Raw genomic sequence first — 25,033 nt, forward strand, 5'->3', positions numbered from 1 at the left:
TACAAAATCGAGTTCTTTTCCTTAAAAAGGGAGAGAGTTCGATTTTTTTTACTATCTATGTTGGTTGTCATATACACCTAAAATTAATCCATCATAAAATAAACAAAAATTCCCCTGCATCCTCACATAAAAACTATAATTGTGTCAACATTTTGAATGACGCATGTAGCTAACAAGGAGCGCGAGGTTAGCCGTTTTTTTATTGGAGATTTCATAAAAATGTATATGAAAATGAACATGAAAAGATTAGAAAAAAGCGCGTAAGCTAACCCTTTAGGCACAGTTTAAGGTATACTAGATAAAGTGACTAATTGAGGAAGTAGGATAGAGAAAATGCAAACGCAATCGAAGAAACAGTTGTGGGCTCAGGCTGTGAAAACGGGTATTATTAAGTCGAATTTAATCCCGATGGTCGCGGCACTCATGCTTGCACTTTACACATACGAATTAAATTTTGTTGAACAAATTCCAACTATTATTTTTGCGACATTAGGCTCAGCGGCAGTAATTGCAGCTGCGGGTGCATTTAATAACGTCTATGACCGGGATATTGACCGAATTATGCCGCGCACCCAATCTCGTCCAACTGTAACAGGAGAGTTATCCGTCAAAACAGTATTAATTACCGCGTTTATATTGCTCGTAATTGGTACAGGTTTGCTCATTTTGGCTTCTCCACTAGCAGGTCTTTTAGGTTTTTTAGGTGTGTTTTTCTATGTCGTACCTTACACAATGTGGACGAAAAGAAAAACGATTTGGAATACGGAAGTGGGAAGTATTTCAGGTGCAATGCCACCGCTAATTGGTTGGGCTGCCGTGGCGCCGAATATTTGGCATCCAGCTGCTTGGGCATTATTTTTAATTATGGTTATTTGGCAAATGCCACACTTTTATGCAATCGCAATCCGTAAAAAAGAAGATTATGCTGCTGCCAATATCCCGATGCTACCCGTAGCAAAAGGGGAGAGACGCACGTATATCCAATCCAATATTTATTTAGTATTACTCATTTTATCGAGCTTTTTATTTTTACCTTTAAGCTTAGGACTGACAATCGTATCCATTATATTAAGTGCGATTTGGCTATGGATGAGTATTACGGCTTCGAAGCAAAAAGAACAGAAAAAATGGGCCAATAAAATGTTTGCCTACTCACTGTTCCATATGATGGCGATTTTTGGCACGGTCATTATTTATGCAACAGTCGGAATGATTTTAAACGCACTATAAATTATATTAAAAAGTATTTTGATTTTTCATATCAAAGTGCTTTTTATTTTGAAATAAAATAATTGATTCGTACCCAAGTTAGGGACTGTGAATATATGTTATTACACCTTTTGGACTAGTATTTCCTGTATCCATAATTGTGGTGATAAGTCAATTGTTGTATAACAGTTTACAGAATTGTGAACAGTAATTGTGATGAAAATATGACATTCAAAGGATGGTTATTTTTTATGAAAGAAAAGGATGTTATGATTAACTCGTCTTAAAGAAACAGCTTTATGACAAACTTACTCTTTCATTAATAATGATAAGTCAAGCTCAATGAACCTTAAATGCTATGTTCGACAACTTATATAACCTCCCCTAATGTTTATATATTTAATTGCAAAAAAAGGTTAAAAAACTCCGATGCATCAGTGGCATTGGAGTTTTTCTATGCGGAAAATTACTATAAAAAGGTACAGCTTGGGATTGCGTTACGCAATTTCGTGCTGTACCTTTTGATTTGCTATCTTATAGTTTCAACGACGCGACTTCAAACATGTAATCGCCAAGTACACGTAAGCCTTGGTCGAAGTTTTCTAAATGGAAGTGCTCGTTTGGTGCATGGAAATTTTCACTTGAAAGACCGAAGCCCATTAATACAACAGGTAGATTTAAAATTTCATCAAACGCTGCTACGATAGGAATCGAGCCGCCACCGCGTGTATAGGCAGTTGGTACATGGTAAACTTTTTCATAAGAGCGTCCAGCTGCTTGAATTAGTGGGTGGTCAAATGGTGTTAAGTACGGTTTTCCTTTGTCAAATTCAGAAATGACAACGTCTACACCAACTGGCTTGTGCTTTTCGATATGCGCTCTTAATAATGCCACGATTTCTTCTGGATCTTGATCTGGTACGAGGCGACATGTGATTTTAGCACCGGCTTCTGCTGGTAAAACCGTTTTAATGCCTTCACCAGAGAATCCACCGAATACACCATTAATTTCTAATGTTGGACGTGCCCAAGTTTGCTCTAAGTAAGAATATCCAGCCTCGCCGAATAACTCCTGCACGCCAACTTCTTCTTTTAATGCGGCTTCATCAAAGTTTAAGTCACGATAAGCTTGACGTTCTTCTTCAGAAAGTGGACGAACATTATCGTAGAAACCTTCTACTTGAATCGTACCGTGCTCATCGCGGAAGGATGCTAAAATTTCAGTCAGTGCATGAATGGCATTTTGCACGCCACCCCCGTAAAGACCTGAATGTAAGTCACCTTTTGCCCCACGAATATCAATTTGAACGCCTGTTAAACCACGTAAACCGTAGCAAACAGCAGGTTTTCCTTTAGCATAAAGTCCTGTGTCTGAAATTAAAATTAAGTCTGCTGCTAATTTTTCTTTATTGTCTTCTGTATATTGCGGAAGAGAAGGGCTGCCGATTTCTTCCTCTCCTTCATAAATAAATTTCACGTTTACTGGCAATGTGCCCTCTGTTGCAAATAACGCTTCTATCATTTTCAAATGCATAAAAACTTGCCCTTTATCATCTGAAGAACCGCGCGCAAATAGTTTATTGTCACGGATTTCTGGATCGAATGGGGGAGAATCCCATAAATTTAACGGGTCGACGGGCTGTACATCATAATGTCCGTAAAATAGTACAGTTGGCTTATCTTTTGCATGTAGCCATTCACCATAAACAACTGGATGACCCGCTGTTTCTTCTACAGCAACGTTTTCAATGTTTAATTTTTTCAGTGCATCGGCTAACCAATTGGCTGCTGTTCGCATGTCTTCTTTATGCTCCGACAAGGCAGAAATACTTGGGATACGTAAAAATTCGTTCAACTCAGCTAAATGTTTGTCACGATTTTCTGTAAAGTATACATTTAATTTTTCTAAATGGCTCATTAAAAGGGCCTCCTTTTATTTCGGTATTGGAAATAGTATAGCATAAGAAGAACGGGTGCGTCCTATTTATGGCAATCGATACATTTGCATCCACGGACATGAAAATACATATAAGTATGAAATACAAAAAGAAATAGAAATTCACAGCCAATTATGCGTACAATTATTATAAGGGGGGAGCAGAAATGGTTTATTTATATGTCATTGCAAGTTATTTCCTTGGTACGGTACTCACTGCTGCGCTCGTTGCAAAGCTAAAAGGTGTCAATTTACAAAACGCAAACAGTGGCAATTTAGGGGCACGTAATGCGGGTAGAACGCTTGGGAAATCAGCTTTTGTCATCGTTGCAATTAGTGATGGATTAAAAGGATTATTAGTTGTGCTCATTGGACGAATGCTGGAGCTACCTGAATTAACAATTGCACTTGCAGTCATTGCAGTCGTACTCGGTCATCTGTATCCATTTTGGAATAAAGGAAAAGGTGGAAAAGGGGTCGCAACAATAATCGGCGCAATGGTGATCTTTTCACCTGTTCATGCCGTCGTATTTATATTAGGATTTTTAATCAGTATGCTCATCACAAAAAGTGCAACATTAAGTATGGTGAGTGGATTTGTAATATATGGAATTTTTATTAGTAGCCAATTTGAAGCAGGATGGGTCATGAGTGTGGCACTTCTTCTTGTCATATGGAAGCAACAGAAAAATATACTAGAGAGAGTGAAGCCGGATGTATTGGAGTAAAATTGCAACAACTGAAGCAGAATTTGACGCGATTGCTGCCTTAAATTATGAAACGTTTGTAGAGGAAATTCCGCAACACGAACCAAACTCAGCTCGTCGTTTAATAGATAAATTTCACGAAGAAAACGTTTATCTCATTGTATATAAAAATACAGAAATTGTTGGGATGGTGGCGTTTCGAGATGCTCGACCATTTTCACTAGATCAAAAAATAGGAGACGTTGAGAAGCATTTGGATAAAGAGCTTTGTCATTATTTATGTGAACTTCGCTTGCTCGCAGTGAAAAAAGCACATCGTAATGGGCGCGTTTTTACAAAGCTGGCAACCTCGATTTACCGCTATTCCTATGATAAGGGATATAGCGCGTGTGTTATTTCAGGTACTGTGCGTGAGGAAAAGTTGTATACACAAATGGGTTTCCGTCAATTCGCACCTCCTGTTGGTACAGAGGAGGCATTGTATTTGCCAATGGTGTTAACTCGTGAGGCAAGTAGGGGGTTTCGTGAGCGATTACGCGAGCAAAATAACATCTTTTATCCTGGACCAGTGGCACTTGAGAAGCAACTAGAGCATTCCACGTTATCACATCGTTCAGAAAAGTTTCAACAAGATCTCAAACAAATGAAAGCGCAATTGCTAAATCTTGCACAAACAAATGTTGTGATTCCATTAGTAGGTACAGGCACATTGGCAAATGATGCGATGCTCGGTCAGTTGAAAAGTGAATTCAATGAGGAACGTGGACTTATTTTGGTAAATGGAGAATTCGGCAATCGCTTAGCAAAACAAGCAAAGCAGTGGGGTTTACAAATTGAGATGATGGAATTCGGCTGGGGACAACCGTTTGAACTGGAGCAAATTGAACAAAAACTACAACTTCAAACGTATCGGTATATGCTATTTGTGCATGGCGAAACATCAAACAGCACGATAAATCCGCTTGAGCGCTTAATCGTGCTTGGTAAACGTTATAACATCAAGCTTTGTGCAGATTGCATTAGCTCATTCGGGGCAACTTCATTTTCGATGGCGAATCTTCATTATGCAACAGCTGTTAGTGGTAAAGCGCTCGGAACGGTTGCTGGACTGTCCTTTGTTTTTTGTAAGGAAGCACCGACAAACAGCAATGCTCCGATGTACTTAAATTTACCTTATTATATAGAAAAGGAAATTCCTTTTACATTGCCACATAATTTCGTCATGGCCGTAAATGAAGCGCTCAATGCGTACCCAAAACGATTTGCTTTATTACAAAAGCGCATTGAGGATGTAAGGAATTCTGAATTTGCAAGCCTGTTAGTTGGAGAGGCCTATCCAATGATTGCAACGATACAGCATTTAAAAATGGCTGAAATCATCGCAATATGCGGACTGAATGGCTATTTATTGCACAGTGCAAGTGATTATTTAAAGCATCGCCAACTCGCGCAAATTAGCACAATCCAACCAAACTTCGAAAAAGACTTTAAGAAGATCAGTGAGTTATTTCATTATGTAAAGGAAACGTTGTAAGATATGGGATTAAACAGTAACTACTTGAACAATAGGAGGGGTTCATTTAAATAGTGCAAACAATTACATCCAAACTTACAGTATTGTAAGGAAATTGAAAGCCAATCCGATAGAGTGTAAGTAATGAATTTGGCAAAATAGAGTTAAGAAGTAAAGCACTTCATGAATAAAAACATTACTTAACTCATATAAATAAAAATCTATCGGAGGATATTAAAATGAATGAAATATTAACAAACGTTTACGATGAATATAACCGTTATATTTATCACCTTTGTTTAAAATTAACACGCAATCAAGTTGAGGCAGAAGATTTAATGCAAGAAGTTTGGGTAAAGGTTGTTCGCTACGAAGCATCTGTAGCAGATGTTGACCATGTTAAAGCATGGCTTACAACGATTACGATGAATACATTCCGCGACCGCTATCGCAAAAATGTTCGACGTGGCAAATATATGATGAATCAACCTGAACAATTAGACGTACCGATTTTAGATTTGGTTCCCAACAATGAGATTTCAACAGAAGAAAAAATAGAAAAAACGGAAATCACAAAAATTGTCCAAGAAAAAATGGGCCAACTTGATGGGATTTACCAAAAAACACTTTGGTATTTTTATGTTGATCAGTTTTCCCTTGCAGAAATTTCAGATTTAATGAAAGTATCAATCGGTACTGTAAAATCACGTTTATTCCGTGCAAAAGCGCGATTAAAAGAAATTTTACTATCTGATGATAGTCTAGCGGATACATTATTACCAGCTTAAATGTCCAACGCCATTCATAGAGAGTGGTGTTTTTTTGTGTTGATCAACTATCTATATAAGTTAAAAAAAAGCTTCTATCCCTTTGTTGTAAGTTTTCTATAATGGATTTTAATTATGTTGTGCATGTTTTGGCTGGCTAAGCAAATGAGTCACACAGTTTTGTTGCGCAAATCTGTACGATTAATCTTTGTGCTTTGTGCAAGACCGGGTCAACAAGATGTTGGTCACTAAGGCGTTGCCACAGGACGTGGCGATTTTAGCCTGAGTTCTCCTGTGTAAGTTTTGCTACTGAATCTTTCTGTATTAATTGCACCGCTACGTAGGGGCGGCGTCATCCTAATTAGATTTTCATCCCAATGGGAAAAAACATCTTATTTTTGGAGCTGTGGATGAAAAGGAAGTTTATAACAATTGCGCTTGTTCGATCCTTTTAAGTGACAAAAATATGATATAAAAGTGGGAGTAAACAGCATGTATTACAGGCTTGACTATATTAGAAAAATAAATTTTAGTGTTGAACTACTATTTTAATAAAGGAATTTAATATATGAAACTTATTTTATATTTGGAAGAAAATTATTAGAAGTCAGGTTGGTAAAAATTTAATCAGAGGGAGTTGATTGGAATGAAGGGGAGGCGACTCCTGCGGGAACAGCACGAGTGGAAAATCCACTTGTTTCGAGATGCATCTCGAAATAAGTTAGTTGGAGCCGCGCCCGCGAAAAGCGTTCGGACTGGAATGGAAATCAACTCCCCCTTTTTTGGGGGTGAATTTTTAAAAGTGGGATTCTTTAGTTCAATTTATATACATAAAAAAACGTCACTTGACGCGGGGTCAAATGACGTTTTTCTATAGAGAAGTACAATTCAAAATCTGAACGCAAGTACTCCGAGGTATTAATGGATTGAAAAAGCAACTATTATAATCTCATGCACTTTTCAAAAATCGCTCGAAGTGTTTTAATTTCATCTGCGGTTAACATGCCAAAAAGATGCTCAAAGAGTGTTTCAACTTGCTGACGAGAACGCTCTAATATTTCCAAGCCTGATTCGGTAATGTGAATTTGCGAAGCGCGGCGGTCGGTTTCATTTTGCGTTTTTTCGATAAAGCCTGCTTTGAGTAGCTTTGTCGTTAAAACGGTAACGCCACCTGTTGTCACTTTTAACTTTTCCGCAATGGCTGAAGGTCGTTTCGGTCCTTCCGTTGCTAAAAACTCTAAAATTAAAATATGCGATTTCGAAAAGCCTAGCTCATTACGACTATTCCATTCATTCGCAACTCTTCGTTCCAGAGAAGTCATTGTCTCAAAAAGTATAGCCAATTGCTCGCGTTTAACTCCACTCATTCATTGTCAACTCCACATGTAATCACTATTCTACGGCCATTTCTTGCAAGGCATTTAACTCAAATGCACGCACCTTACGTGGAATGAAACGACGAATATCCATTTCGTTATAGCCGATTTGAATGCGTTTTTCATCAAGTAAAATAGGGCTGCGCAACATACGAGGATGCTGTTGGATTAAATTATATAATTCTTGAATTGATAGTTGTTCGATATCAATATCAAGGTTTTTAAAGTCATTAGAATTTGTTGCGATAATTTCATCGGTACCGTCTTCAGTCATACTTAAAATATGTTTAAACTCTGCTAAAGTTAGAGGTTGAGATGTTGTACGTTTTTCTGAATAGGAGATGTCGTTTTCATTTAACCATTTCAATGCCTTTCGTGAAGAAGAGCAACTTGATTGTGTATAAATTGTTACTGTCATAATAATTTCCTCGCTTTCCCATATTCATTTGGTAATAGCTTAGTTGTAAGATATTTATTGATACTTATATCTTACTACTAAGGTAATTTGAATGCAATACTTTTTTTGTATTTTCTTTTAGTAGATGAGGGTGGATATATTAGTAGGAATTCCATATAAGAAGATATATGAACTTGCATTATTTTTGTGAGAGTTACACCTTTATAATATTTACCCACTGTCATATAAATTTATACGTTTATTGTAAGAAAAAGTTTCGGAATTTTATATTACATTTTTGTAAATTTAACTTCTTTCAGCGGGTGTTTGGACACCTGCTGAAATAGTTGAACTCTGGCTAAGATTGCCACGTCCTGCGGCAACGTCTGTGTGACCAACATTTTGTTGGCCTATGCCCACGGTTGATTCCAGACGCAATTATGCCGAGGCATAATTGATTGAGTAGAGAAAAGAGAGGCAGTTAGTTAATAAAAACCACCATTTTCATAAAGAAGCAAAATGATGGTTTTAAATGGGTTTATTGAATTCAGCTTATTGTAATTCTTTCGTTTCGCCTGATGTGAACCAGTCTTGTACGTTCCAAACTTTTGTAACAAGACCTTCATAAAATTCAGGTTCATGTGATACAAGTACGATTGTGCCTTTGAATTCCTTCATCGCACGCTTTAGTTCTTCTTTTGCATCGATATCTAAGTGGTTCGTCGGCTCGTCAAACAGTAACCAGTTCGCAGGATCCATCAAAAGCTTACACAGACGTACCTTTGCTTGTTCGCCACCAGAAAGGGAATTTAATGGGCGTGTAATATGGTCTGTTTTTAATCCAGCTTTTGCTAATGCTGCACGAACTTGCGCTTGCTCCATCGAAGGGAACGCATTCCAAACATCATCAATCGGCGTAATTTTATCTGCTTTTACCTCTTGTTCGAAGTAAGAAGGTGATAAATAATCTCCTAAAGTCACTTTTCCATCAAGTGGTTTCACTTTGCCAAGCATAGTTTTTAATAGTGTTGATTTACCAACGCCATTCATTCCGACAAGGGCAATTTTTTCACCGCGCTCAATTTGGAATGATAGCGGTGGAAGTAGTGGTTTTTCTTTGTCATAACCAATGACTAAGTTTTCCGCCTCTACAATGTAACGGCCTGGAGTACGTGCCTCTTTAAACTGAAACTCTGGCTTCACCGCAGTTTCAGGACGATCAATACGCTCCAAACGGTCCAGCTGCTTTGCACGAGATTTTGCACGGCCACTCGTTGAATAGCGTGCTTTATTTTTTGCGATGAAATCTTCTTGTTGCTTGATGAAATCTCGCTGCTTTTCATACGCATCGATATGCTGACGCTTGTTGATTTCTGCAAGTTCAATAAATTTTTCATAAGTCGCTGTATAACGCGTCATTTTCGTGAATTCTAAATGTAAAATGACGTCTACAACATCATTCATAAATTCCGTATCATGTGAAATTAATAAAAATGCATACGGATAATTTTTTAAATACATTTTTAGCCATGTGATATGCTCTTCATCTAAATAGTTGGTCGGCTCATCAAGTAATAATACTTTTGGTTTTTCAAGTAATAGCTTTGCTAGTAAAACTTTTGTTCGCTGACCACCAGAAAGGGCTGAAACATCGCGATCTAGACCAATTGCATCTAATCCTAAACCACGCGCAATTTCATCGATTTTCATATCAAGTGTGTAAAAGTCACCGGCATCTAATGTATCTTGAATTTCTGCCATATCTTCTAATAGTTTTTCTAAATCTGCATCTGGGTCGGCCATTTGCATCGTAATTTCATTTAATTCTTCTTCTTTTTTATAAAGGGGTAAAAAAGCATCACGTAGCGTATCACGCATAGAACGACCAGCTGTTAATACTGTATGCTGATCTAAATAGCCGTAATGTGTTCCAGGTAGCCATTCGACTTTCCCTGTATCATGGATTGTTTGTCCTGTAAGAATACCCATAAGTGTCGATTTACCAACACCATTTGCTCCTACAAGTCCGATGTGGTCGCCTTCAACGAGACGGAAAGAAACATCTTTAAATAAAGTACGGTCACCGAATGAGTGCCCCAAATTTTCCACTGTTAAAATTGCCATAGATAATCCTCCGATTGATTTTGAAATTTTTATTGGGTAAGAAAGTGATGTCTGTTTTAAAAAAATATAGTAAGAAAGAACATCATTCCGCGCTATTTTGCTGTGGTGTTGTCTTTCAAATTAAAAAAACTCGCAAGCTAATTACAATGCTGCGAGCTGCTTATTTAGTTCTGCAAGCTGTGCTTCCATATTTTCAAGACGGGTAAGCGCCTTTTGTACTGATTCCGCATGACCTACTGATTCTAGCTTTTCCATATCGCCTTGAAGATTAATGTAGTCCATCTTTAATTCAGCGATTTCTTGTTGTAACTGGCCTTTTGTTGGCATAATAATTACTCCTTTTCGAACCAAAATCAATTACGCCTCGGCTAACTCTTGTCCAGATTTTTTCGAGCATTCTCGAAAAGCTCCTCTTAAAAATCTGTGACATCTGGCAGAGGCTTTAACTTACCCCACTGAAGCAAGTTAATCTGTACATATTGTATCATACGATTGATTTTTTTGTCGTCAAGGAAATTATTAAATTATCGTAAGCGGAGAAATATTTAGGATAAGTGTTGTCTAAATTTAGGTTCGAATAATGGAAGGGAAAGTTGTACATTCATGCTTTGTTAGTATCGCGAACATATTTTATGTCTTTAAATATGTGCAATATTATGGCGCGAATAAGCTAAATCTAGAAGTAATGTTTGTAAAATTTCATTGTTTGTTAAAATATCGAGCGAGCGCTGCTTTTTGACAGCTCGTTCACGACGATGTTCATGCAGTAACAGCTCCATCACCGCATTTTGAATAATCGATTGCTTCATTTTTCGACCAAGGCCAATATGAATAAACCCATTTGCCTCACGAGAAAATGCATAATTCAGCTCATTTTCATGCTGAGCAGTAGTAATACAAGGAATACCAGCTGCCGCCACTTTGTATGGCGTATAGTTTGCGTTACATATGATTAAATTCGCTTCAGGCATGAGGTGGAGAAGGGCATCTGGACGGCGAACAATTTCAGTATTGCGTCGGCTTAATGCCATCATTTGCAAATCCTCTACATTATGTGAATAATCATCATCAATGGCCACCGAAATTTTTAACGGAATATGCAATTGCGTTAAGTGGCGGAGGGTGCGGTACGTTAAATTATTCACATCTCCGTCTTCAAATGCGACAACAATATGCGGTAAATCTTGCTTGATGGAAATATCTCCAGTGTCGATGATATGACTTGCAATCATCTCCAGTTCTTGTGATACAGCAAACGCATAGCTCCCTGCCAATTCATTCGCAAGAGGTTGTTCATGGGACTCCTCAAAGAGTGCAATAATATTACAATCAATTAGCTGTGTTCCATGACCAAAATCATCAAAATGAACTACGGTCGTACAAAATGGGCGAATGAGCTCAATGTGTTCGATATGAGTATCTTTTCCATCATGAACCACCAGATGCGGCTCTAAATTTCGTAAATGTTTTTTTAGTTCTTGCGGCTTTTCAAAAAGAAGTACATTCAAATCCGTTTTTGCCAGTTTGTCCAATAAACGCTCATTGGCCGTGCGAATAAATAGATAAACCGTTTCACCTTGATCTTGCAATAACTGCGCTAAAGTAGCTGCGCGCTCAAACGGATATGTGCCCTTTATATCACAATGCTCCACAATAAATACGATTTTCTTTTTTTGCAACACAATCCCATCCTTTCCACATTCCCTATAAAATATGGTGAAATTGCCGAAAGTATGTATAAATAGAAATAGATAAAAACAGTGATTTCAATTTTCCGATAATAAAGAGAGGGTGAATTAAATGTTAGGAATGCGTTCAGCTTTAGTGGTAGGCGCAACAGGTTTAGTTGGCTCGGCGCTTGTGAAGTTATTGTGTGATAGTGAAAAATATGCTGCGGTAAATGTTATTTCGAGAAGAAAACTATCTTTTACGCATCCGAAGCTCAATGTAAAGATTCGTGAATTTGATCAAATTGTGGATCAAGACATGGAATTTGCACATGAAATATTTTGTTGCTTAGGGACGACAATCAAAAAAGCAGGCTCACAATCAGAATTTGAGAAAGTAGATTTTGAATACCCATTATCAATAGCTGCACTAGCCAAAAATCATGGTGTTCCGCACTTCATTGTCATTTCTGCGATGGGTGCAAATGAAAAGTCATTTGCTCATTACAGCCGCGTCAAAGGGAAGTTGGAAAATGAATTAATCGAGATGAATTTCCCGCGATTATCAATCGTTCGACCATCCTTAATAATAGGAGACCGTCAAGAATTTCGTTTAGGTGAATTAATCGGAGCAAAAGTGCTAAAAATAATGAACCCGTTATTTGTTGGACCAATGGCAAAATATCGATCCATTTCAGCAAATCAAATTGCACTTGCAATGAAAATCATTGCGCTAAATGAGGGGAAACAAAGCGTAGCCATTTATACATCAGAGCAATTAGCAGCAATGCAAATGCCAGCTGAAGTGGAAACCGGGGATGCACCTTCAAAGGATGGATTATTTGATTGGGGCAAATATAAAGACAAGGATTGCCCACCTGTTGATAGAGACGTCGTATTTGATCGCAGTAAAATAAAAGAAGTAGATAGGAAAGACGATAAGTAATAGATGCTAAAGTGAATCCAATTAGATTGCATTATGGGGCAGAAAATTTAATCAGAGGAAGTTGATTGGAATGAAGGGGAGGCGACTCCAGCGGGAACAGCACGTGTGGAAAATCCGCTTATTTTTCGAGATATATCTCGAAATAAGCTAGTTGGAGCCGTGCCCGCGGAAAGCGTCTGGACCGGATTGGAAATCAACGCCCCCTTTTTTATGGGAATTTTTAGAAGAGGGATTCTTAAATTTAGTTTATAATAGACGGAGAACCGCAAAATCCGTATAGGTGGGGGACAATGGATTATTAAGATGGTAAATTTAGCATAGAAAAATGCTCATATAGAGGTACGAATTATTTGTATGAAATACTATTGTAAAAAAGTCAGACAAAAGACTGAAATTCATGTTTCTTAAGCAGTAACCCTATTAATCAGCTATGTCCATCTGATACAATATAGTATAGATATTAGTTAGATGGAGGAACATACATGAAAATCTTACTTGTCGATGGGACAATTTTTGGTCGCAAAACCGGCGTTCTTTTAGAGCAGGTTCAACAATATATTAAAGAGATTAATCCCGATTTAGAGCTAGAAATATTATACTTCGCTAATTTAAAGCATCAAATTTTAGATGGTAGCCCTCTTAATGAAGATATGAAAGCGATGATTCAGAAATTTGAGGAGGCAGATGGCTATATTTTTGCTTCTCCTATTTTCCAAGCATCCATCCCAGGCGTATTAAAAAATGCATTCGACATGATTTCGCCAAAAGCGTTGCGCTATAAGCCAGCTGCAATTATTGGAAATGGTGGGACCTATCAGCATCATTTAGTATTGGAAAATCAATTACGCCCGATTCTTGATTATTTCCGCTGCTTAGTAACACCAAATTACGTGTATACACATGCAGATCATTTTGATCAAGACAATAAAATTATTGATGAAGACGTACACAACCGTTTACGTGAACTTGCACGTGTATTTGTTCACTATTGCGAAGCGAGTAAAACTTTATCAAAGCAACCGGTTGATATGCAGTAAAAGCTTCTATATAAATGACAAAAATCCTGCATCTCCTTTAAATAGGGGATGCAGGATTTTTGTATTTGAAGTGGTGAAACATCGTAATAGTTTAGATGGTGCTAGGCGTTTTTTCGTGAAGACAAGCTAAAATGTCTTCTGCAACATCATGCGCAAGTTCAAGTTCAGAAGTAAAGCCAACACATGAGCAATTCATTTCACCTAAAATATACGTATCTGCACCGTTCTCATCTGTATCTAAAATAAAGTCAGCTGTCCAAATTAATGGTAAATCATGACCACCGAGTAGCGCTGTTATTTCCTCTAGTTGGCCTAAAAAACTGTTTACAAGTGTAGCCCATTCTTCGGGCTTGTCGTAGCGGTAATGTGCGCCAGAAAATAAAGTAGCGCTAAAGGCTTCAGCATCTTCTGCGGGTTTTTTATGTACGACATTAACCGGTTTGTTACGCAGCATGAATAAACGGATTTCGCCTTCTTTAATACGTGGAAGGAACTTCATATCAACAAGCATGCCATTTTCACCAACGATGTATTGCTCACAAAACGTCATAAAATGCTCCAGCGTATGATATTCAACATGATTATCCTTTGCTTCTGTACATTTAATTTGTGCTGTTAAGGGTACTTCTATAGCATTTTCTGCAAGTGAATCGACAACTTGTACACGCCAAATACCTTCACCTGTTGAGCCGCGATTTTGTTTTAATACACGTTCGCCAGTAGCAAGTGCTTTAGGAAAGGCGGATTTAAATTCTTCAATAGTGTAGTATGCAAACGTATCCTCAGGTACAAGTGATGTATGACGTAGTTTTACTAACGCATCTTTTGCTCCGTAGCCAATCATCGCATCAGGATGGGGCATACCAATCACACCCTCATTACATAATTCACGAAGCATTTCAAAATACTCGGTTTCGTACTTTAAGTTACCAGGATTAATACGAGACACATAGGCAGCTGCATGCTCTTTTACATAGTTAAAAATTTCATCACGTTTCTCCAATTCAAAAAATATCACTTCTGAATTTTGCCCTCGCTGCTTTAGTGCATCCACCATAGGCATTGTATCACCACGATAACCATTTGAACCTTTATCACTTCCACCTTGTACTTCAAAAAATATTACTTTTCTCATATGAGAATGCTCCTTTCAAATTATGAATTTCACTTCCATAATAACTTGTAATGATTGCGTTGTATGTAGGAAATGTAGCGGAATTGTTACAAAAATGCTTAGATATACGAAATATTGGTCTTTAAAGTAGAGTGGATTTGTAGTGATTAATAAAATGGATTTGTATTTTAACTTGCTTCAGCTGAAGTCCACCACTTCTATAAGTGGTGGACGAATACCTAATATGCCCTTAATTCAGTAGGGGTTCAAACCTGGGCTGAACAGAGGAAATCAGGCTAAGGACGCCGCGTCGTGCGGCAACGCCTGAGTGACCAACGTCGTGTTGGCCCAATGCCCGAGGTGGATGTCACAGATTTTTCGCGGAATTTTTCGAACAAGCTCAAAAAAATCTGGACGCAATTACGCCGATGCATAATTGATTGTCTGTTTGTTAGTATTTTGAGACGATTCAAAACAACTGTGAGAAGGGTAAAGTAAAAAAACCATTGGCATCACATATTTTCCGTGAAATAGTTAAATTCCTTTATTCCACAACGCAAATTGAAAATAATAAACAGTTTTAAAAATTAGGCATAAGGTATTAATTCTAAATAAAAATTTGCGTTTCAGTAAAAGTGAAGAAATATGAAGAAAATGTGTCTATACTACATGAGGTTCTCATGAAATTTTACATTTAGGGATAATATGAAGGATTAAAATTTACCAGGAAATTCAAATAAACCAAATTAGGCCAATTAAATAAAGTGCATCTGTTGATTGAACAGCAAGGCATTTTGAGGTAGCATTAGATTTCGTGTAAAATCAAACAGTTCTAAAAATTAAGGGGGCCAAAAAATGGAACAGAATATTTGGCAGCAGGAGCAGACACATCTATCAACAATTAGTGAACTCCTTAAAATGCATATAGCAGCATTAACAGTTCAATTGAAAAAACAAAAAGGTGAAATTGTCGAGGAGCGTACATTTGCTTCCTCTGAATTTAATGATGTTTCAGGGGAGAATGCGATTCAATTTTCGCAAATGTTGCAAACGATGCAGCTCCGTGAACGTGAATATTTGAATGTGAATGAGCAATTAGCAAAATCTAAAATCTTATATAAAAGTCCATATTTTGGACGGATTTCTATAAAAAATGAACTAGGTGAGCCGGAGCATTTATATATCGGGCTCTCGACATTTCGTGAGCCGGTTTCGGATGATATGCTCATTTTTGACTGGCGAGCACCGATTTCAAGTCTATTTTACGAAAATAAAGTAGGACCTTCTCGTTATCAAATTCCAGATGGCGAATATATTGACGTAATAATAGAAGGAAGACGCCAATATAAAATAACATACGACCAGTTGCTGCAATTATTCGATGCGGATATTTACATTGGAGATGAAGTGTTACAAGGATTGCTTGCAGATACGGCGAAGGAAAAAATGAAGTCGATTGTTGCCACGATTCAAAGCGATCAAAATGCCGTCATTCGTTCGTCCAACAAGGATAATTTAATTGTGCTTGGTCCTCCAGGTAGTGGAAAAACATCGGTTGCCATGCAGCGAATCGCATTTTTACTTTATGAATATCGCCAAACGATGAATGCGCGCAGTATTTTACTCATTTCACCGTCTGATTTATTTAATGATTATATTTCGAATGTACTTCCGGAGTTAGGCGAGGAAAATGTACAGCATACGACCTATTTCCGTTTGCTTCGCGATTTAAAGTTGACGCAATATAAATGTGAAACGAATTATGAGAATATTGAACGCTTGCAAAAGGCGGATGCAGAGGCGCGGGAGCATTACGCTTTTAAAGGCTCACATCCTTATACGAAACAGCTGCTTAACTATATTGAAAGTGTTAAAAAGGCGGGTATCCCGTTTTATAATTTGAAGATGGGTGAGGAAGTATTTATTTCAGCCCGCAAGCTATCCCAACTTTTTTATGAGAAATTTGGCGAACTCGATTTAGATTTCCGTTTGAAAAAAATTCGTACAATGCTGCACGCTAAGCTACGTGAACGAAAGCAAAAGGAAATGAGTGTGCGCATGAAGGAATTACGTGCGGTCAACGCTTATATTGGCTCGGATAAAGAACTTGAACAGCAAGCACATAATGAATTAAATAAGCGATTCGGCAGACTTGAACAAACGATTGAACAGCTCGGCTTTGTGAATATTCATAAAATGTATTTACAATCAATAACGTATACAAATGACAATTTATTCACACAGGCCGTACAGGCGAGCACAGCACAAAATTTGAAAAATCACGTACTTAATTATGAAGATTTGGCACCGATGATGTATTTACAATCAGTTGTGAAAGGGCTATATGCGAATAACATCATTAAGCATATCGTTATTGATGAAATTCAAGATTACTCTTATTTACAGCTGCTCACGCTAAAGGTGATGCATCCAAAAGCGCATTACACGTTACTTGGTGATCGCAATCAAATTGTGCATCCCCAAATGAAAGATTCATTAGATGGGCCCATTTCTAAGCATTTTAAAGTAGTAGAACTCAATAAATCTTATCGTTCTACAAATGAAATTACTGATTTTATGAGTGCGATTTTACAAAATACAACGACACTTTCCCTTGGTGTAGCGGGTGATAAACCACAAATTATTGAAACACAGCAATCCCCAAAAGCAATCCAGCAACTTATTGTGGAGCAGTATAAGGAGGAGGATAGCTTTGTAATTTTATGCAAAAATAAAGCAGCTTGCGAACAGTTATATGAAGCCTTAAAGCCACTTGTGCCCGATTTGCAGCTCGTGACAGAAAAACAAAAAGTGTATATGAAGGGAATCCTCATTATGCCAGGCTATATGGCGAAGGGCTTTGAATTTACAACGGTTGTGTTAGCGGATGCCAATGCAAATGTATACGTGGAAGAAATGGACGCCTATCTTCTATATACGATCGCGTCACGTGCAACGAGGAAACTATTCCTTTTAACGCGCGGACAATTGCCAAGAGCACTTGCACACATCGAATCGCAGCATTATTGCAAAGAAGTTCAAACGATTTAAAGGACTTTTTAATAATTCATTTACTCACTATTGCTTAGTTCTGCTTGAATTCCAAAACGTACTTGTAAAGAAATTTAAAAAGTGATAAAATTTCGAAAATTATAAAAAAGAGGAAGATCTAAACTTATGCAATATTCTGATAGCATTTTGTACACGCCATCATCATTCATTCGAAATATTTTAAAGGTGACCGATGCGGAAGATGTCATTTCATTTGCCGGTGGTCTACCGAATCCAATTTCATTTCCAATCGAGCAATTAAAAACATCTATTGCACATGCAATTGATGAAAATGGTGCGAAATTATTTCAATATTCGACGACGCAAGGCTATTTACCATTGCGTGAGTATATTGCGAATAAATACAATCAAAAGCAGCCTGGATTGGATTTTAAACCAGAGGATGTTTTTATTACAACAGGCTCTCAGCAGGCATTGGAGCTCATTTCGAAAGTATTATTAAATAAGGGCGATGGCATTATTATTGAGGAGCCAGGCTATTTGGGCGCAATTCAAGCGTTCACATTGCGCCAACCAGCATTTCACAGTGTGACATTAGAGCAAGAGGGTATAAATGTTGAGGCATTAAAGGAAGCATTAAAAAAACCAAAGGTGAAAATGGTGTATACCGTACCAAACTTCCAAAATCCAACTGGTTTAACGTATACAAAAGAGCGTCGTGAAGAAGTATATGAAGCGGTAAAGGGTGAGGATGTCATTTTTATCGAGGATGATCCATATGGTGAATTACGCTTTACAGGGGAGAACCTTCCATATATTGCGGCAGGAAAAATGGAAAATAGCGTCGTGCTTGGTTCATTTTCAAAAACGGTGACGCCGGGGATGCGCTTAGGTTATATTTTAACGAAAAATCATGAGCTGTTAGGTCATATCGAAACGGCTAAACAAGCATCTGACCTGCATACAAATATTTTCGCGCAATACATTTTGCATGATTATTTAACGAATAATGCGTACGAAGAGCATGTTGAAAAAATTACTGCACTTTATAAAGCGCAATCAGATGCAATGCTTACGGCAATGGAAAAATATTTCCCACCACATGTGACGTATACAAAGCCAGATGGTGGTATGTTTATTTGGGTAACGATGGAAAATGGCGCATCGGCTCTCGAAAAATTCCATGAAGCAATGGAGCAAAAAGTAGCATTTGTTCCAGGGGATCCTTTTTATACAAGTAAAACAGGTGTTAACACAATGCGTTTGAATTATACAAATGCGACACCTGAGATGATTGAAGAAGGAATTAAACGGTTAGGGAAGATTTTATAAAATAGTGAAGTAAGTTCAGTTCCATTTTAAAGGAACAGGACTTGCTTTTTTTTTGTTAAGTTCTTGTAGTATACTGTAATTACCATAATTTACATAAATGAAGGAGGTTGCCCATTGATAGATATTTCACTCAAACCTTGTATAGAGGCTGGAGAACTTTTAATTCCAGCGATTAATTTAAAAATCGAAAATAAAATAACGGCTATTAATACCGATGTTACGAAGATAAATTATTTAAAGCAGCAATTATTAAAAGAACAAAATATTTATGTACATATGCATGAAGATGGACAATACGATCGGTTAACAGTAGAGGAAACTTTTCGTTATTACACAATGCTTTATGAGACAAAGATTCCCGCAGAACAGCTTTGGAAGGAATTTGGGCTTCAGCAACAATTAAAAAACAAAGTAGGCGAGTTAACTTCAAGTGAAAAACGCTTATTGAGCTTTATTCAACCTCTTTTACAGCAAAAACAATGCATCGCTTTCATTGAACCATTTCAAAATTTGCAGCAAGTAGAACGTAAAATTATTATGCACTTACTATCATTGCTACAGAACGATGAAAAACAAATTATTTTGTTATCGAATAATCTTGAAGACTTAATTATTTCGAGTGGTGAAATTTTCAGGTTGAATGAACAAGGCTTACATCCTATACAAATGGAGGAAGAACTAAATGAGCCTTCCAAAATTGATACCGTTCAATTAAAAATTGAAAAAATTCCAATAAAGAAAGATGAAAAAATTATCCTCTTTAACCCGCCAGAAATCGATTATATAGAAAGTATAGAAGGGGATGTGTTTGTTTATGTGGGAGGAGAGTCCTTTCCTTGCACATTGACATTAAATGACTTAGAAAATCGCTTAAAACCATTTGGATTTTTTAGATGCCATCGCTCTTATATTGTCAATTTACAAAAGGTAAGGGAAATAATTTCGTGGACACGTAATAGTTACAGCCTATCCTTGCAAGGCTTTGCGAAAGCTGAAGTGCCAATTTCTAGAAATAAGCTCACAGAATTAAAGGATATTGTCGGAATATGATCTATTTCCTGGGGAATAATCGGTACCATTCATCAGGAAATAACGCTATACAACATGAAAACACAACCATTCACCCGAAATATAATGCGCATTTTATGAAATACCTTTAAATTTAACGTAACAACTAAATTGAAGGAGGGCATGCACATGTCAAAAATTATTGATGTACAAAATTTGCAAATGAAGTTCGGGAAGGAAGAAGCGTTAAAGGACGTTTCCTTTTCTGTTGAGAAAGGGGAAATATTCGGCTTTCTTGGCCCAAGTGGCTCAGGGAAAACAACGACAATCAAAATCTTAACTGCGCAGCTAACGCATTCATCTGGGAAAGCTTCCGTATTTCAACAAAATGCAGCGGACATGAATCAAGTGAAAAACAAGCAGAAGATTGGCATACTTACAGATAATAGTGGACTATACGGACGTTTATCTATAGAAGAAAACTTATTACTGTATTGTAACTTATACGGGCTACCAAAAAGTGCAATTGATGAAGCACTGCAATTTGTTAATTTACAAAATGAGCGCAAGAAAAAAGTGAATAACCTATCTAAAGGGATGACACAGCGAGTAATTTTGGCGCGTACGATTATGCATAAACCACAATTATTATTTTTAGACGAACCAACATCTGCATTAGACCCTGTAAATACACAGCATATTTATAAAGGGTTGCGAAAGCTTAATGAACTTGGTACGACAATTTTTTTAACTACGCATGATATGTCGGAAGCGGAAACGCTATGTGACCGGGTTGCGTTTTTGCATAAAGGTGAAATTCAAGAAATCGGGGATCCAGCGATGCTGAAAAAGAAATATAGTGATAATTCCTTCACTGTTGAATTAACCGATGGAGAGAAACATGTTTTACTTAATGGTCAAGAAGACGCACAACGATTATTCAATTGGATGAGTGCGCAACAAGTAGAGCGAATTAACACAAACGAACCATCACTAGGTGATATTTTCGTACAATTAACTGGGAGTGACTTATAATGAACATTTCAATTAAACGAATTCAAGCCATTTTCATGAAGGACTATAAGGAATTTTCAAGGAATTTTGCTGTTTCATCTGTCATGTTAGTTCCTCTGGTCCTTGCGTTAGTTTATGGGAAAAGTGGAAGCAATTCGATACAGACATATATCTTCCCGATTAATATGACATTTTCAATGGTAACGGCCTATATGCAGGCTTGCTTAATTGCAGAAGAAAAGGAGCGCAATACTTTACGTAGCTTAATGATGTCTCCAGCGTCAATCGCCGATATTTTACTTGGCAAAAGTGTATTAGTTTTTATAATAACGGCATTTATTTTAGGGTTCTCTATGTTTTTAGTAGGCTATACACCAGAAAACATTCCAGTGCTTGTAGCGGCGTTAGCCGTATCAACTGTTTTTTACATTGGAGTGGGGATTATTTGTGGATTATATACAAAAACGGTTATGGAAGCGTCTCTCGCTAGTTTACCAGTTATGATTATTTTCTCTCTTGCTCCGCTTGCAATGCAACTAGGGGAAACGCATATTGTTTATAAAATCGTCCAATGGTTACCGAGTTCGCAGCTCTTAATATTAGCAATTCAAATTTATGAGCAAGTGCCTACAATGGATTTAATAACACCGATTCTTGTCATGTTCGTTTGGTCGGTAGTTGCGATTATTATTTCAGTTGTGCTCTTTAAAAAGCGAACAAAAGATGAATAATTAAGGTGAAGAAACATCCGCTCAAAGGGTATATCTATTGAGCGGATTTTTTGATCTTCTTGCGTTGTGCTACTGACAAAACAAAAAGGTACTCCACGGGTGGAGTACCTTTTTTGCAACTAACTATATGAACTATTAATTAGTGAAAATTAAAGTTTTGTTACGTTAGTAGCTTGTGGGCCACGGTTGCCTTCTTCAACTTCGAATTCAACTTTTTGACCTTCGTCTAAAGATTTGAATCCTTCGCCTTGGATAGCAGAGAAGTGTACGAATACGTCGTTTCCGCCTTCAACTTCGATGAAACCGAAACCTTTTTCTGAGTTAAACCATTTTACTGTACCTTGTTGCATGAGAGAAAACCTCCAAAAAAATTAAATTAATCAAACTGTTAGTGTATTAAAAAAATTCACATATTAAAAAAGCGAGCGAACACGTTCACTTTTTTAATATGTGAATTCATTGTCTACATGCTAAGCAATTTAATTACCCTTATTGTATAACAACATTATCCAACTGTCTAGTATAATTTATGGTGAAAACGAGGGAATTTTTGTTTTTTCGTATAAATGTAGTGACAAAGTAATTGAAAATACTGTAATAATAGGATTTGTCATGAATAATGAAATTTCCCTACCATTTCAAGATAATGTGAGGGGCAGTTTGTGTGAAATAATTATTAGGAAATAAACCAATTTACACTCATAATTGCTAATATTCCTTTAAAAAAATCACAATAGTTAAGAAGAAATAAAAGAAGAACTAAAGGATAGAATTCCTCTAGTTCTTCCACTTTATTTGTCTACTTTAAAACCTTTTAATAAATCTGCAAACGCATTATTAATTGGTTCGTCCTCTTTTTGTTGCTGCTTCATATAGTTTTGAACAGCGCGTTTGTCTACTTTACCGCCGCCTTCTTTTTTACGACGGGCTTCGAATGCAGATAGTTTCTCGCGATGACCGCATTTACATACGAAAATTTGACCATCACCTTCGCCATGTAGCTCTAGTTTTTTCTTACATTGTGGGCAGCGTGCGTTTGTGACGCGTGCCACATTTTTTCGGTGACCACATTCACGGTCTTGGCAAACGAGCATTTTGCCTTTTTTACCGTTCACTTCAAGCATTGGCTTGCCGCAATCAGGACAAGACTTTGTTGAGATATTGTCGTGTTTATATTTTTTGTCGTTCGATTTGATCTCTGCAACAATCGTTTTTGTGTGCTGCTTCATTTCGTTAATGAATGCTTCTTTTTTCAACTTACCAGATGCAATTTGCTCCAGTTTCATTTCCCATTCGGCTGTTGTGGTAGGTGATTTTAATTCATCTGGTACAAGGTCGAGTAGCTGACGACCTTTTGATGTAATATGAATATCTTTTCCACGTTTTTCAATTAAGAATGAATTGAACAGTTTATCAATAATATCTGCACGTGTCGCAACGGTACCAAGTCCACCAGTTGATTTTAATGTATCAGCTAGCTGCTTATTTTGCGTTTCCATATATTTCGTTGGATTTTCCATTGCAGAAAGTAATGTGGCCTCATTAAAGCGCGCGGGTGGCTTTGTTTGACCTGATGTTTGCGCGATTAATTTGACGTTTAACGTATTTCCTTTATCAATGCGCGGCAATAATTGCTCCTTCACATCTTCGGTTGAATCGTCATCATCAAAGCGATTTTCATACACTTCTTTCCAACCACTTGCTAAAATTGTTTTGCCTTTCGCGACAAATTGTTCATCACCGATTTTGGCACGTAATGTTAATTGCTCATATTCAAAAGCAGGGAAAAGCACGGCTAAAAAGCGCTTAACAACTAAATCATAGATTTTGCGTTCTTTGTCCGTCATCGCAGAAAAGTTGACATAGCCTTCAGTCGGAATTATGGCATGGTGATCACTTACCTTACTGTCATCGACGAATGATTTAGACGTTTTGATTGGTTTGTTTAAGATTTTATTCGCCAAAGTACGATATTCACCTACCGCACATGCTTTTAAGCGCTCAGATAGTGTGCCTACAATGTCGGATGAAATGAAACGCGAGTCTGTACGAGGGTATGTTAAAACTTTGTGTTGTTCATACAGTTTTTGCATATAATTTAATGTTTCTTTTGCAGAGTAGCCAAAGATTTTATTGGCATCACGCTGTAATTCGGTTAAATCATAAAGACCAGGTGCGAATGTTTTTTTCGGTTTCTTTTCTATGTCAATAACTGTTGCGTTGCCATTGCCTAATTTTTTGACGATAGCATCCACTTTTTCTTTATCAAAACTACGTGAATTGCCTTTCGCATCTTGCCAAGTAAGCTTTAATTGATCAGATGTTTGCGCTTCAATGCCGTAATAGGTTTGGGCTTTGAAATGTTTAATTTCATCTTCACGTGTTGCAATAATCGCAACGGTCGGTGTTTGTACACGGCCACAGTTCAGCTGGGCATTGTGACGTGTCGTTAATGCACGTGTGGCATTTAAGCCTATATACCAGTCTGCTTCTGAACGCGCAACTGCTGCGGCATATAGATTTTCGTAATTTTTACCGGGTTTCAAGTTCGCGAAACCGTCTTTAATTGCTTTGTCTGTTACGGATGAAATCCATAAACGTTTAATCGGTTTTTTTACATTGGCTTTTTCAATAATCCAACGTGCAACGAGTTCACCTTCACGTCCTGCATCGGTTGCCACAATAATTTCATTAACATCATTACGTGTTAACTGAGCTTTCACGGCATTGTATTGTTTTCCCGTTTGCTTCATTACGACTAATTTCATGCGTTCAGGTAACATTGGAAGATCTTCTAAATTCCACGTTTTATATTTCACATCATACGTTTCGGGATCGGCTAATGTCACTAAATGTCCGAGCGCCCATGTCACAATATATTTGTCGCCTTCTAAAAAGCCATTTCCTTTTTTCGTACATTTCAATACATTTGCTATATCACGTGCTACTGACGGTTTTTCCGCAATAACTACACTTTTTGCCATAAATATTAACTCCTTTATTACCTTATTTACTGTTTAATATACCACAAGTGCTAGTGTGGAATGGCTTCGTGCCCACTACTTAGTAGCTTAACTAGTCATTATCCTATGTAAAAGGGATGTTTTTTTCTTAAATGTAAGTGCAATAATACTACGGATGACA

At 37.3% G+C, this 25,033-nt stretch carries 20 protein-coding genes; 11 read left to right on the plus strand and 9 right to left on the minus strand.

Annotation, left to right across the window (positions count from 1 at the left end; genetic code table 11):
- The first annotated feature begins 333 nt into the window (after positions 1–333).
- Positions 334–1,230 (plus strand): heme o synthase, encoded by an 897-nt coding sequence (gene cyoE / locus CSE16_RS01880; RefSeq protein ID WP_099422299.1) that lies wholly within the window; start codon positions 334–336, stop codon positions 1,228–1,230.
- 513 nt (positions 1,231–1,743) lie between these two features.
- Here the strand turns inward: cyoE and CSE16_RS01885 are convergent.
- Positions 1,744–3,126 (minus strand): dipeptidase, encoded by a 1,383-nt coding sequence (locus CSE16_RS01885; protein ID WP_099422300.1) that lies wholly within the window; start codon positions 3,124–3,126, stop codon positions 1,744–1,746.
- Between the two features lie 185 nt (positions 3,127–3,311).
- Between CSE16_RS01885 and CSE16_RS01890 the strand changes: the two genes are divergently transcribed.
- From CSE16_RS01890 to CSE16_RS01900, 3 genes are all read left to right on the plus strand, one after another.
- Positions 3,312–3,872 carry a glycerol-3-phosphate acyltransferase gene (locus tag CSE16_RS01890; RefSeq protein WP_099422301.1) on the plus strand — a complete coding sequence of 187 codons (561 nt, stop codon included), beginning with the start codon at positions 3,312–3,314 and terminating at the stop codon, positions 3,870–3,872.
- On the plus strand, positions 3,859–5,385 hold the full coding sequence (locus tag CSE16_RS01895) for an aminotransferase class V-fold PLP-dependent enzyme (protein ID WP_099422302.1): 1,527 nt from the start codon (positions 3,859–3,861) through the stop codon (positions 5,383–5,385). Before CSE16_RS01890 ends, CSE16_RS01895 begins: the two co-directional genes overlap by 14 nt.
- A 218-nt stretch (positions 5,386–5,603) precedes the next feature.
- Positions 5,604–6,152, plus strand: a complete 549-nt coding sequence (locus CSE16_RS01900; RefSeq protein ID WP_099422303.1) for an RNA polymerase sigma factor — start codon at positions 5,604–5,606, stop codon at positions 6,150–6,152.
- A gap of 920 nt (positions 6,153–7,072) precedes the next feature.
- On the opposite strand, the gene CSE16_RS01910 is transcribed toward CSE16_RS01900, so the two are convergent.
- The 5 genes from CSE16_RS01910 to CSE16_RS01930 form a co-directional block, all read right to left on the minus strand.
- Entirely contained in the window at positions 7,073–7,498 is a 426-nt protein-coding gene (locus tag CSE16_RS01910) for a MarR family winged helix-turn-helix transcriptional regulator (RefSeq protein ID WP_099422305.1), read from the minus strand.
- Between the two features lie 25 nt (positions 7,499–7,523).
- The gene (gene spx / locus CSE16_RS01915; protein ID WP_099422306.1) at positions 7,524–7,925 is read right to left on the minus strand and encodes a transcriptional regulator Spx; all 402 of its coding nucleotides are present in this window, start codon (positions 7,923–7,925) and stop codon (positions 7,524–7,526) included.
- Between the two features lie 531 nt (positions 7,926–8,456).
- On the minus strand, positions 8,457–10,028 hold the full coding sequence (locus CSE16_RS01920; RefSeq protein ID WP_099422307.1) for an ABC-F family ATP-binding cassette domain-containing protein: 1,572 nt from the start codon (positions 10,026–10,028) through the stop codon (positions 8,457–8,459).
- A gap of 141 nt (positions 10,029–10,169) precedes the next feature.
- Positions 10,170–10,355, minus strand: a complete 186-nt coding sequence (locus tag CSE16_RS01925) for an SE1832 family protein (protein ID WP_099422308.1) — start codon at positions 10,353–10,355, stop codon at positions 10,170–10,172.
- Positions 10,356–10,666: 311 nt separating this feature from the next.
- On the minus strand, positions 10,667–11,707 hold the full coding sequence (locus CSE16_RS01930) for a CMP-N-acetylneuraminic acid synthetase (RefSeq protein WP_099422309.1): 1,041 nt from the start codon (positions 11,705–11,707) through the stop codon (positions 10,667–10,669).
- A 121-nt stretch (positions 11,708–11,828) separates the two neighbouring features.
- Between CSE16_RS01930 and CSE16_RS01935 the strand changes: the two genes are divergently transcribed.
- Positions 11,829–12,641, plus strand: a complete 813-nt coding sequence (locus tag CSE16_RS01935; RefSeq protein WP_099422310.1) for an oxidoreductase — start codon at positions 11,829–11,831, stop codon at positions 12,639–12,641.
- A 482-nt stretch (positions 12,642–13,123) separates the two neighbouring features.
- Positions 13,124–13,678 carry an NADPH-dependent FMN reductase gene (locus CSE16_RS01940; protein ID WP_099422311.1) on the plus strand — a complete coding sequence of 185 codons (555 nt, stop codon included), beginning with the start codon at positions 13,124–13,126 and terminating at the stop codon, positions 13,676–13,678.
- 91 nt (positions 13,679–13,769) lie between these two features.
- On the opposite strand, the gene CSE16_RS01945 is transcribed toward CSE16_RS01940, so the two are convergent.
- Positions 13,770–14,813 carry a Cj0069 family protein gene (locus tag CSE16_RS01945; protein ID WP_099422312.1) on the minus strand — a complete coding sequence of 348 codons (1,044 nt, stop codon included), beginning with the start codon at positions 14,811–14,813 and terminating at the stop codon, positions 13,770–13,772.
- 834 nt (positions 14,814–15,647) lie between these two features.
- On the opposite strand from CSE16_RS01945, the gene CSE16_RS01950 reads away from it, so the two are divergent.
- The 5 genes from CSE16_RS01950 to CSE16_RS01970 all read left to right on the plus strand — a co-directional run bounded on the left by CSE16_RS01950 (position 15,648) and on the right by CSE16_RS01970 (position 21,889).
- Positions 15,648–17,843 carry a HelD family protein gene (locus CSE16_RS01950; protein ID WP_099422313.1) on the plus strand — a complete coding sequence of 732 codons (2,196 nt, stop codon included), beginning with the start codon at positions 15,648–15,650 and terminating at the stop codon, positions 17,841–17,843.
- 126 nt (positions 17,844–17,969) lie between these two features.
- Positions 17,970–19,136: an aminotransferase-like domain-containing protein gene (locus CSE16_RS01955; RefSeq protein ID WP_099422314.1), complete on the plus strand. Its 1,167-nt coding sequence runs from the start codon at positions 17,970–17,972 to the stop codon at positions 19,134–19,136.
- A 114-nt stretch (positions 19,137–19,250) separates the two neighbouring features.
- Positions 19,251–20,186, plus strand: a complete 936-nt coding sequence (locus CSE16_RS01960; protein WP_099422315.1) for a response regulator transcription factor — start codon at positions 19,251–19,253, stop codon at positions 20,184–20,186.
- 147 nt (positions 20,187–20,333) lie between these two features.
- Positions 20,334–21,179 (plus strand): ABC transporter ATP-binding protein, encoded by an 846-nt coding sequence (locus CSE16_RS01965; protein WP_099422316.1) that lies wholly within the window; start codon positions 20,334–20,336, stop codon positions 21,177–21,179.
- On the plus strand, positions 21,179–21,889 hold the full coding sequence (locus CSE16_RS01970) for an ABC transporter permease (protein ID WP_099422317.1): 711 nt from the start codon (positions 21,179–21,181) through the stop codon (positions 21,887–21,889). The genes CSE16_RS01965 and CSE16_RS01970 overlap by 1 nt, the downstream gene beginning before the upstream one ends.
- 149 nt (positions 21,890–22,038) lie before the next feature.
- On the opposite strand, the gene CSE16_RS01975 is transcribed toward CSE16_RS01970, so the two are convergent.
- Complete coding sequence (locus tag CSE16_RS01975; RefSeq protein ID WP_099422318.1) at positions 22,039–22,239, minus strand: cold-shock protein; 201 nt, start codon at positions 22,237–22,239, stop codon at positions 22,039–22,041.
- 441 nt (positions 22,240–22,680) lie between these two features.
- Entirely contained in the window at positions 22,681–24,873 is a 2,193-nt protein-coding gene (locus CSE16_RS01980) for a DNA topoisomerase III (protein ID WP_099422319.1), read from the minus strand.
- Between the last annotated feature and the right edge of the window lie 160 nt (positions 24,874–25,033).

The sequence above is a fragment of the Solibacillus sp. R5-41 genome, from assembly GCF_002736105.1.
Lineage (GTDB): Bacteria > Bacillota > Bacilli > Bacillales_A > Planococcaceae > Solibacillus.

Excerpts from the sequence above, each read along its gene's own strand:
- CSE16_RS01925 (WP_099422308.1), bottom strand. The coding sequence starts at position 10,355 with ATGCCAACAAAAGGCCAGTTACAACAAGAAATCGCTGAATTAAAGATG.
- cyoE (WP_099422299.1), top strand. The coding sequence starts at position 334 with ATGCAAACGCAATCGAAGAAACAGTTGTGGGCTCAGGCTGTGAAAACG.
- CSE16_RS01950 (WP_099422313.1), top strand. The coding sequence starts at position 15,648 with ATGGAACAGAATATTTGGCAGCAGGAGCAGACACATCTATCAACAATT.
- CSE16_RS01940 (WP_099422311.1), top strand. The coding sequence starts at position 13,124 with ATGAAAATCTTACTTGTCGATGGGACAATTTTTGGTCGCAAAACCGGC.
- CSE16_RS01910 (WP_099422305.1), bottom strand. The coding sequence starts at position 7,498 with ATGAGTGGAGTTAAACGCGAGCAATTGGCTATACTTTTTGAGACAATG.
- CSE16_RS01970 (WP_099422317.1), top strand. The coding sequence starts at position 21,179 with ATGAACATTTCAATTAAACGAATTCAAGCCATTTTCATGAAGGACTAT.
- CSE16_RS01900 (WP_099422303.1), top strand. The coding sequence starts at position 5,604 with ATGAATGAAATATTAACAAACGTTTACGATGAATATAACCGTTATATT.
- CSE16_RS01945 (WP_099422312.1), bottom strand. The coding sequence starts at position 14,813 with ATGAGAAAAGTAATATTTTTTGAAGTACAAGGTGGAAGTGATAAAGGT.
- CSE16_RS01935 (WP_099422310.1), top strand. The coding sequence starts at position 11,829 with ATGTTAGGAATGCGTTCAGCTTTAGTGGTAGGCGCAACAGGTTTAGTT.
- spx (WP_099422306.1), bottom strand. The coding sequence starts at position 7,925 with ATGACAGTAACAATTTATACACAATCAAGTTGCTCTTCTTCACGAAAG.
- CSE16_RS01920 (WP_099422307.1), bottom strand. The coding sequence starts at position 10,028 with ATGGCAATTTTAACAGTGGAAAATTTGGGGCACTCATTCGGTGACCGT.
- CSE16_RS01885 (WP_099422300.1), bottom strand. The coding sequence starts at position 3,126 with ATGAGCCATTTAGAAAAATTAAATGTATACTTTACAGAAAATCGTGAC.
- CSE16_RS01975 (WP_099422318.1), bottom strand. The coding sequence starts at position 22,239 with ATGCAACAAGGTACAGTAAAATGGTTTAACTCAGAAAAAGGTTTCGGT.
- CSE16_RS01895 (WP_099422302.1), top strand. The coding sequence starts at position 3,859 with ATGTATTGGAGTAAAATTGCAACAACTGAAGCAGAATTTGACGCGATT.
- CSE16_RS01890 (WP_099422301.1), top strand. The coding sequence starts at position 3,312 with ATGGTTTATTTATATGTCATTGCAAGTTATTTCCTTGGTACGGTACTC.
- CSE16_RS01955 (WP_099422314.1), top strand. The coding sequence starts at position 17,970 with ATGCAATATTCTGATAGCATTTTGTACACGCCATCATCATTCATTCGA.
- CSE16_RS01980 (WP_099422319.1), bottom strand. The coding sequence starts at position 24,873 with ATGGCAAAAAGTGTAGTTATTGCGGAAAAACCGTCAGTAGCACGTGAT.
- CSE16_RS01965 (WP_099422316.1), top strand. The coding sequence starts at position 20,334 with ATGTCAAAAATTATTGATGTACAAAATTTGCAAATGAAGTTCGGGAAG.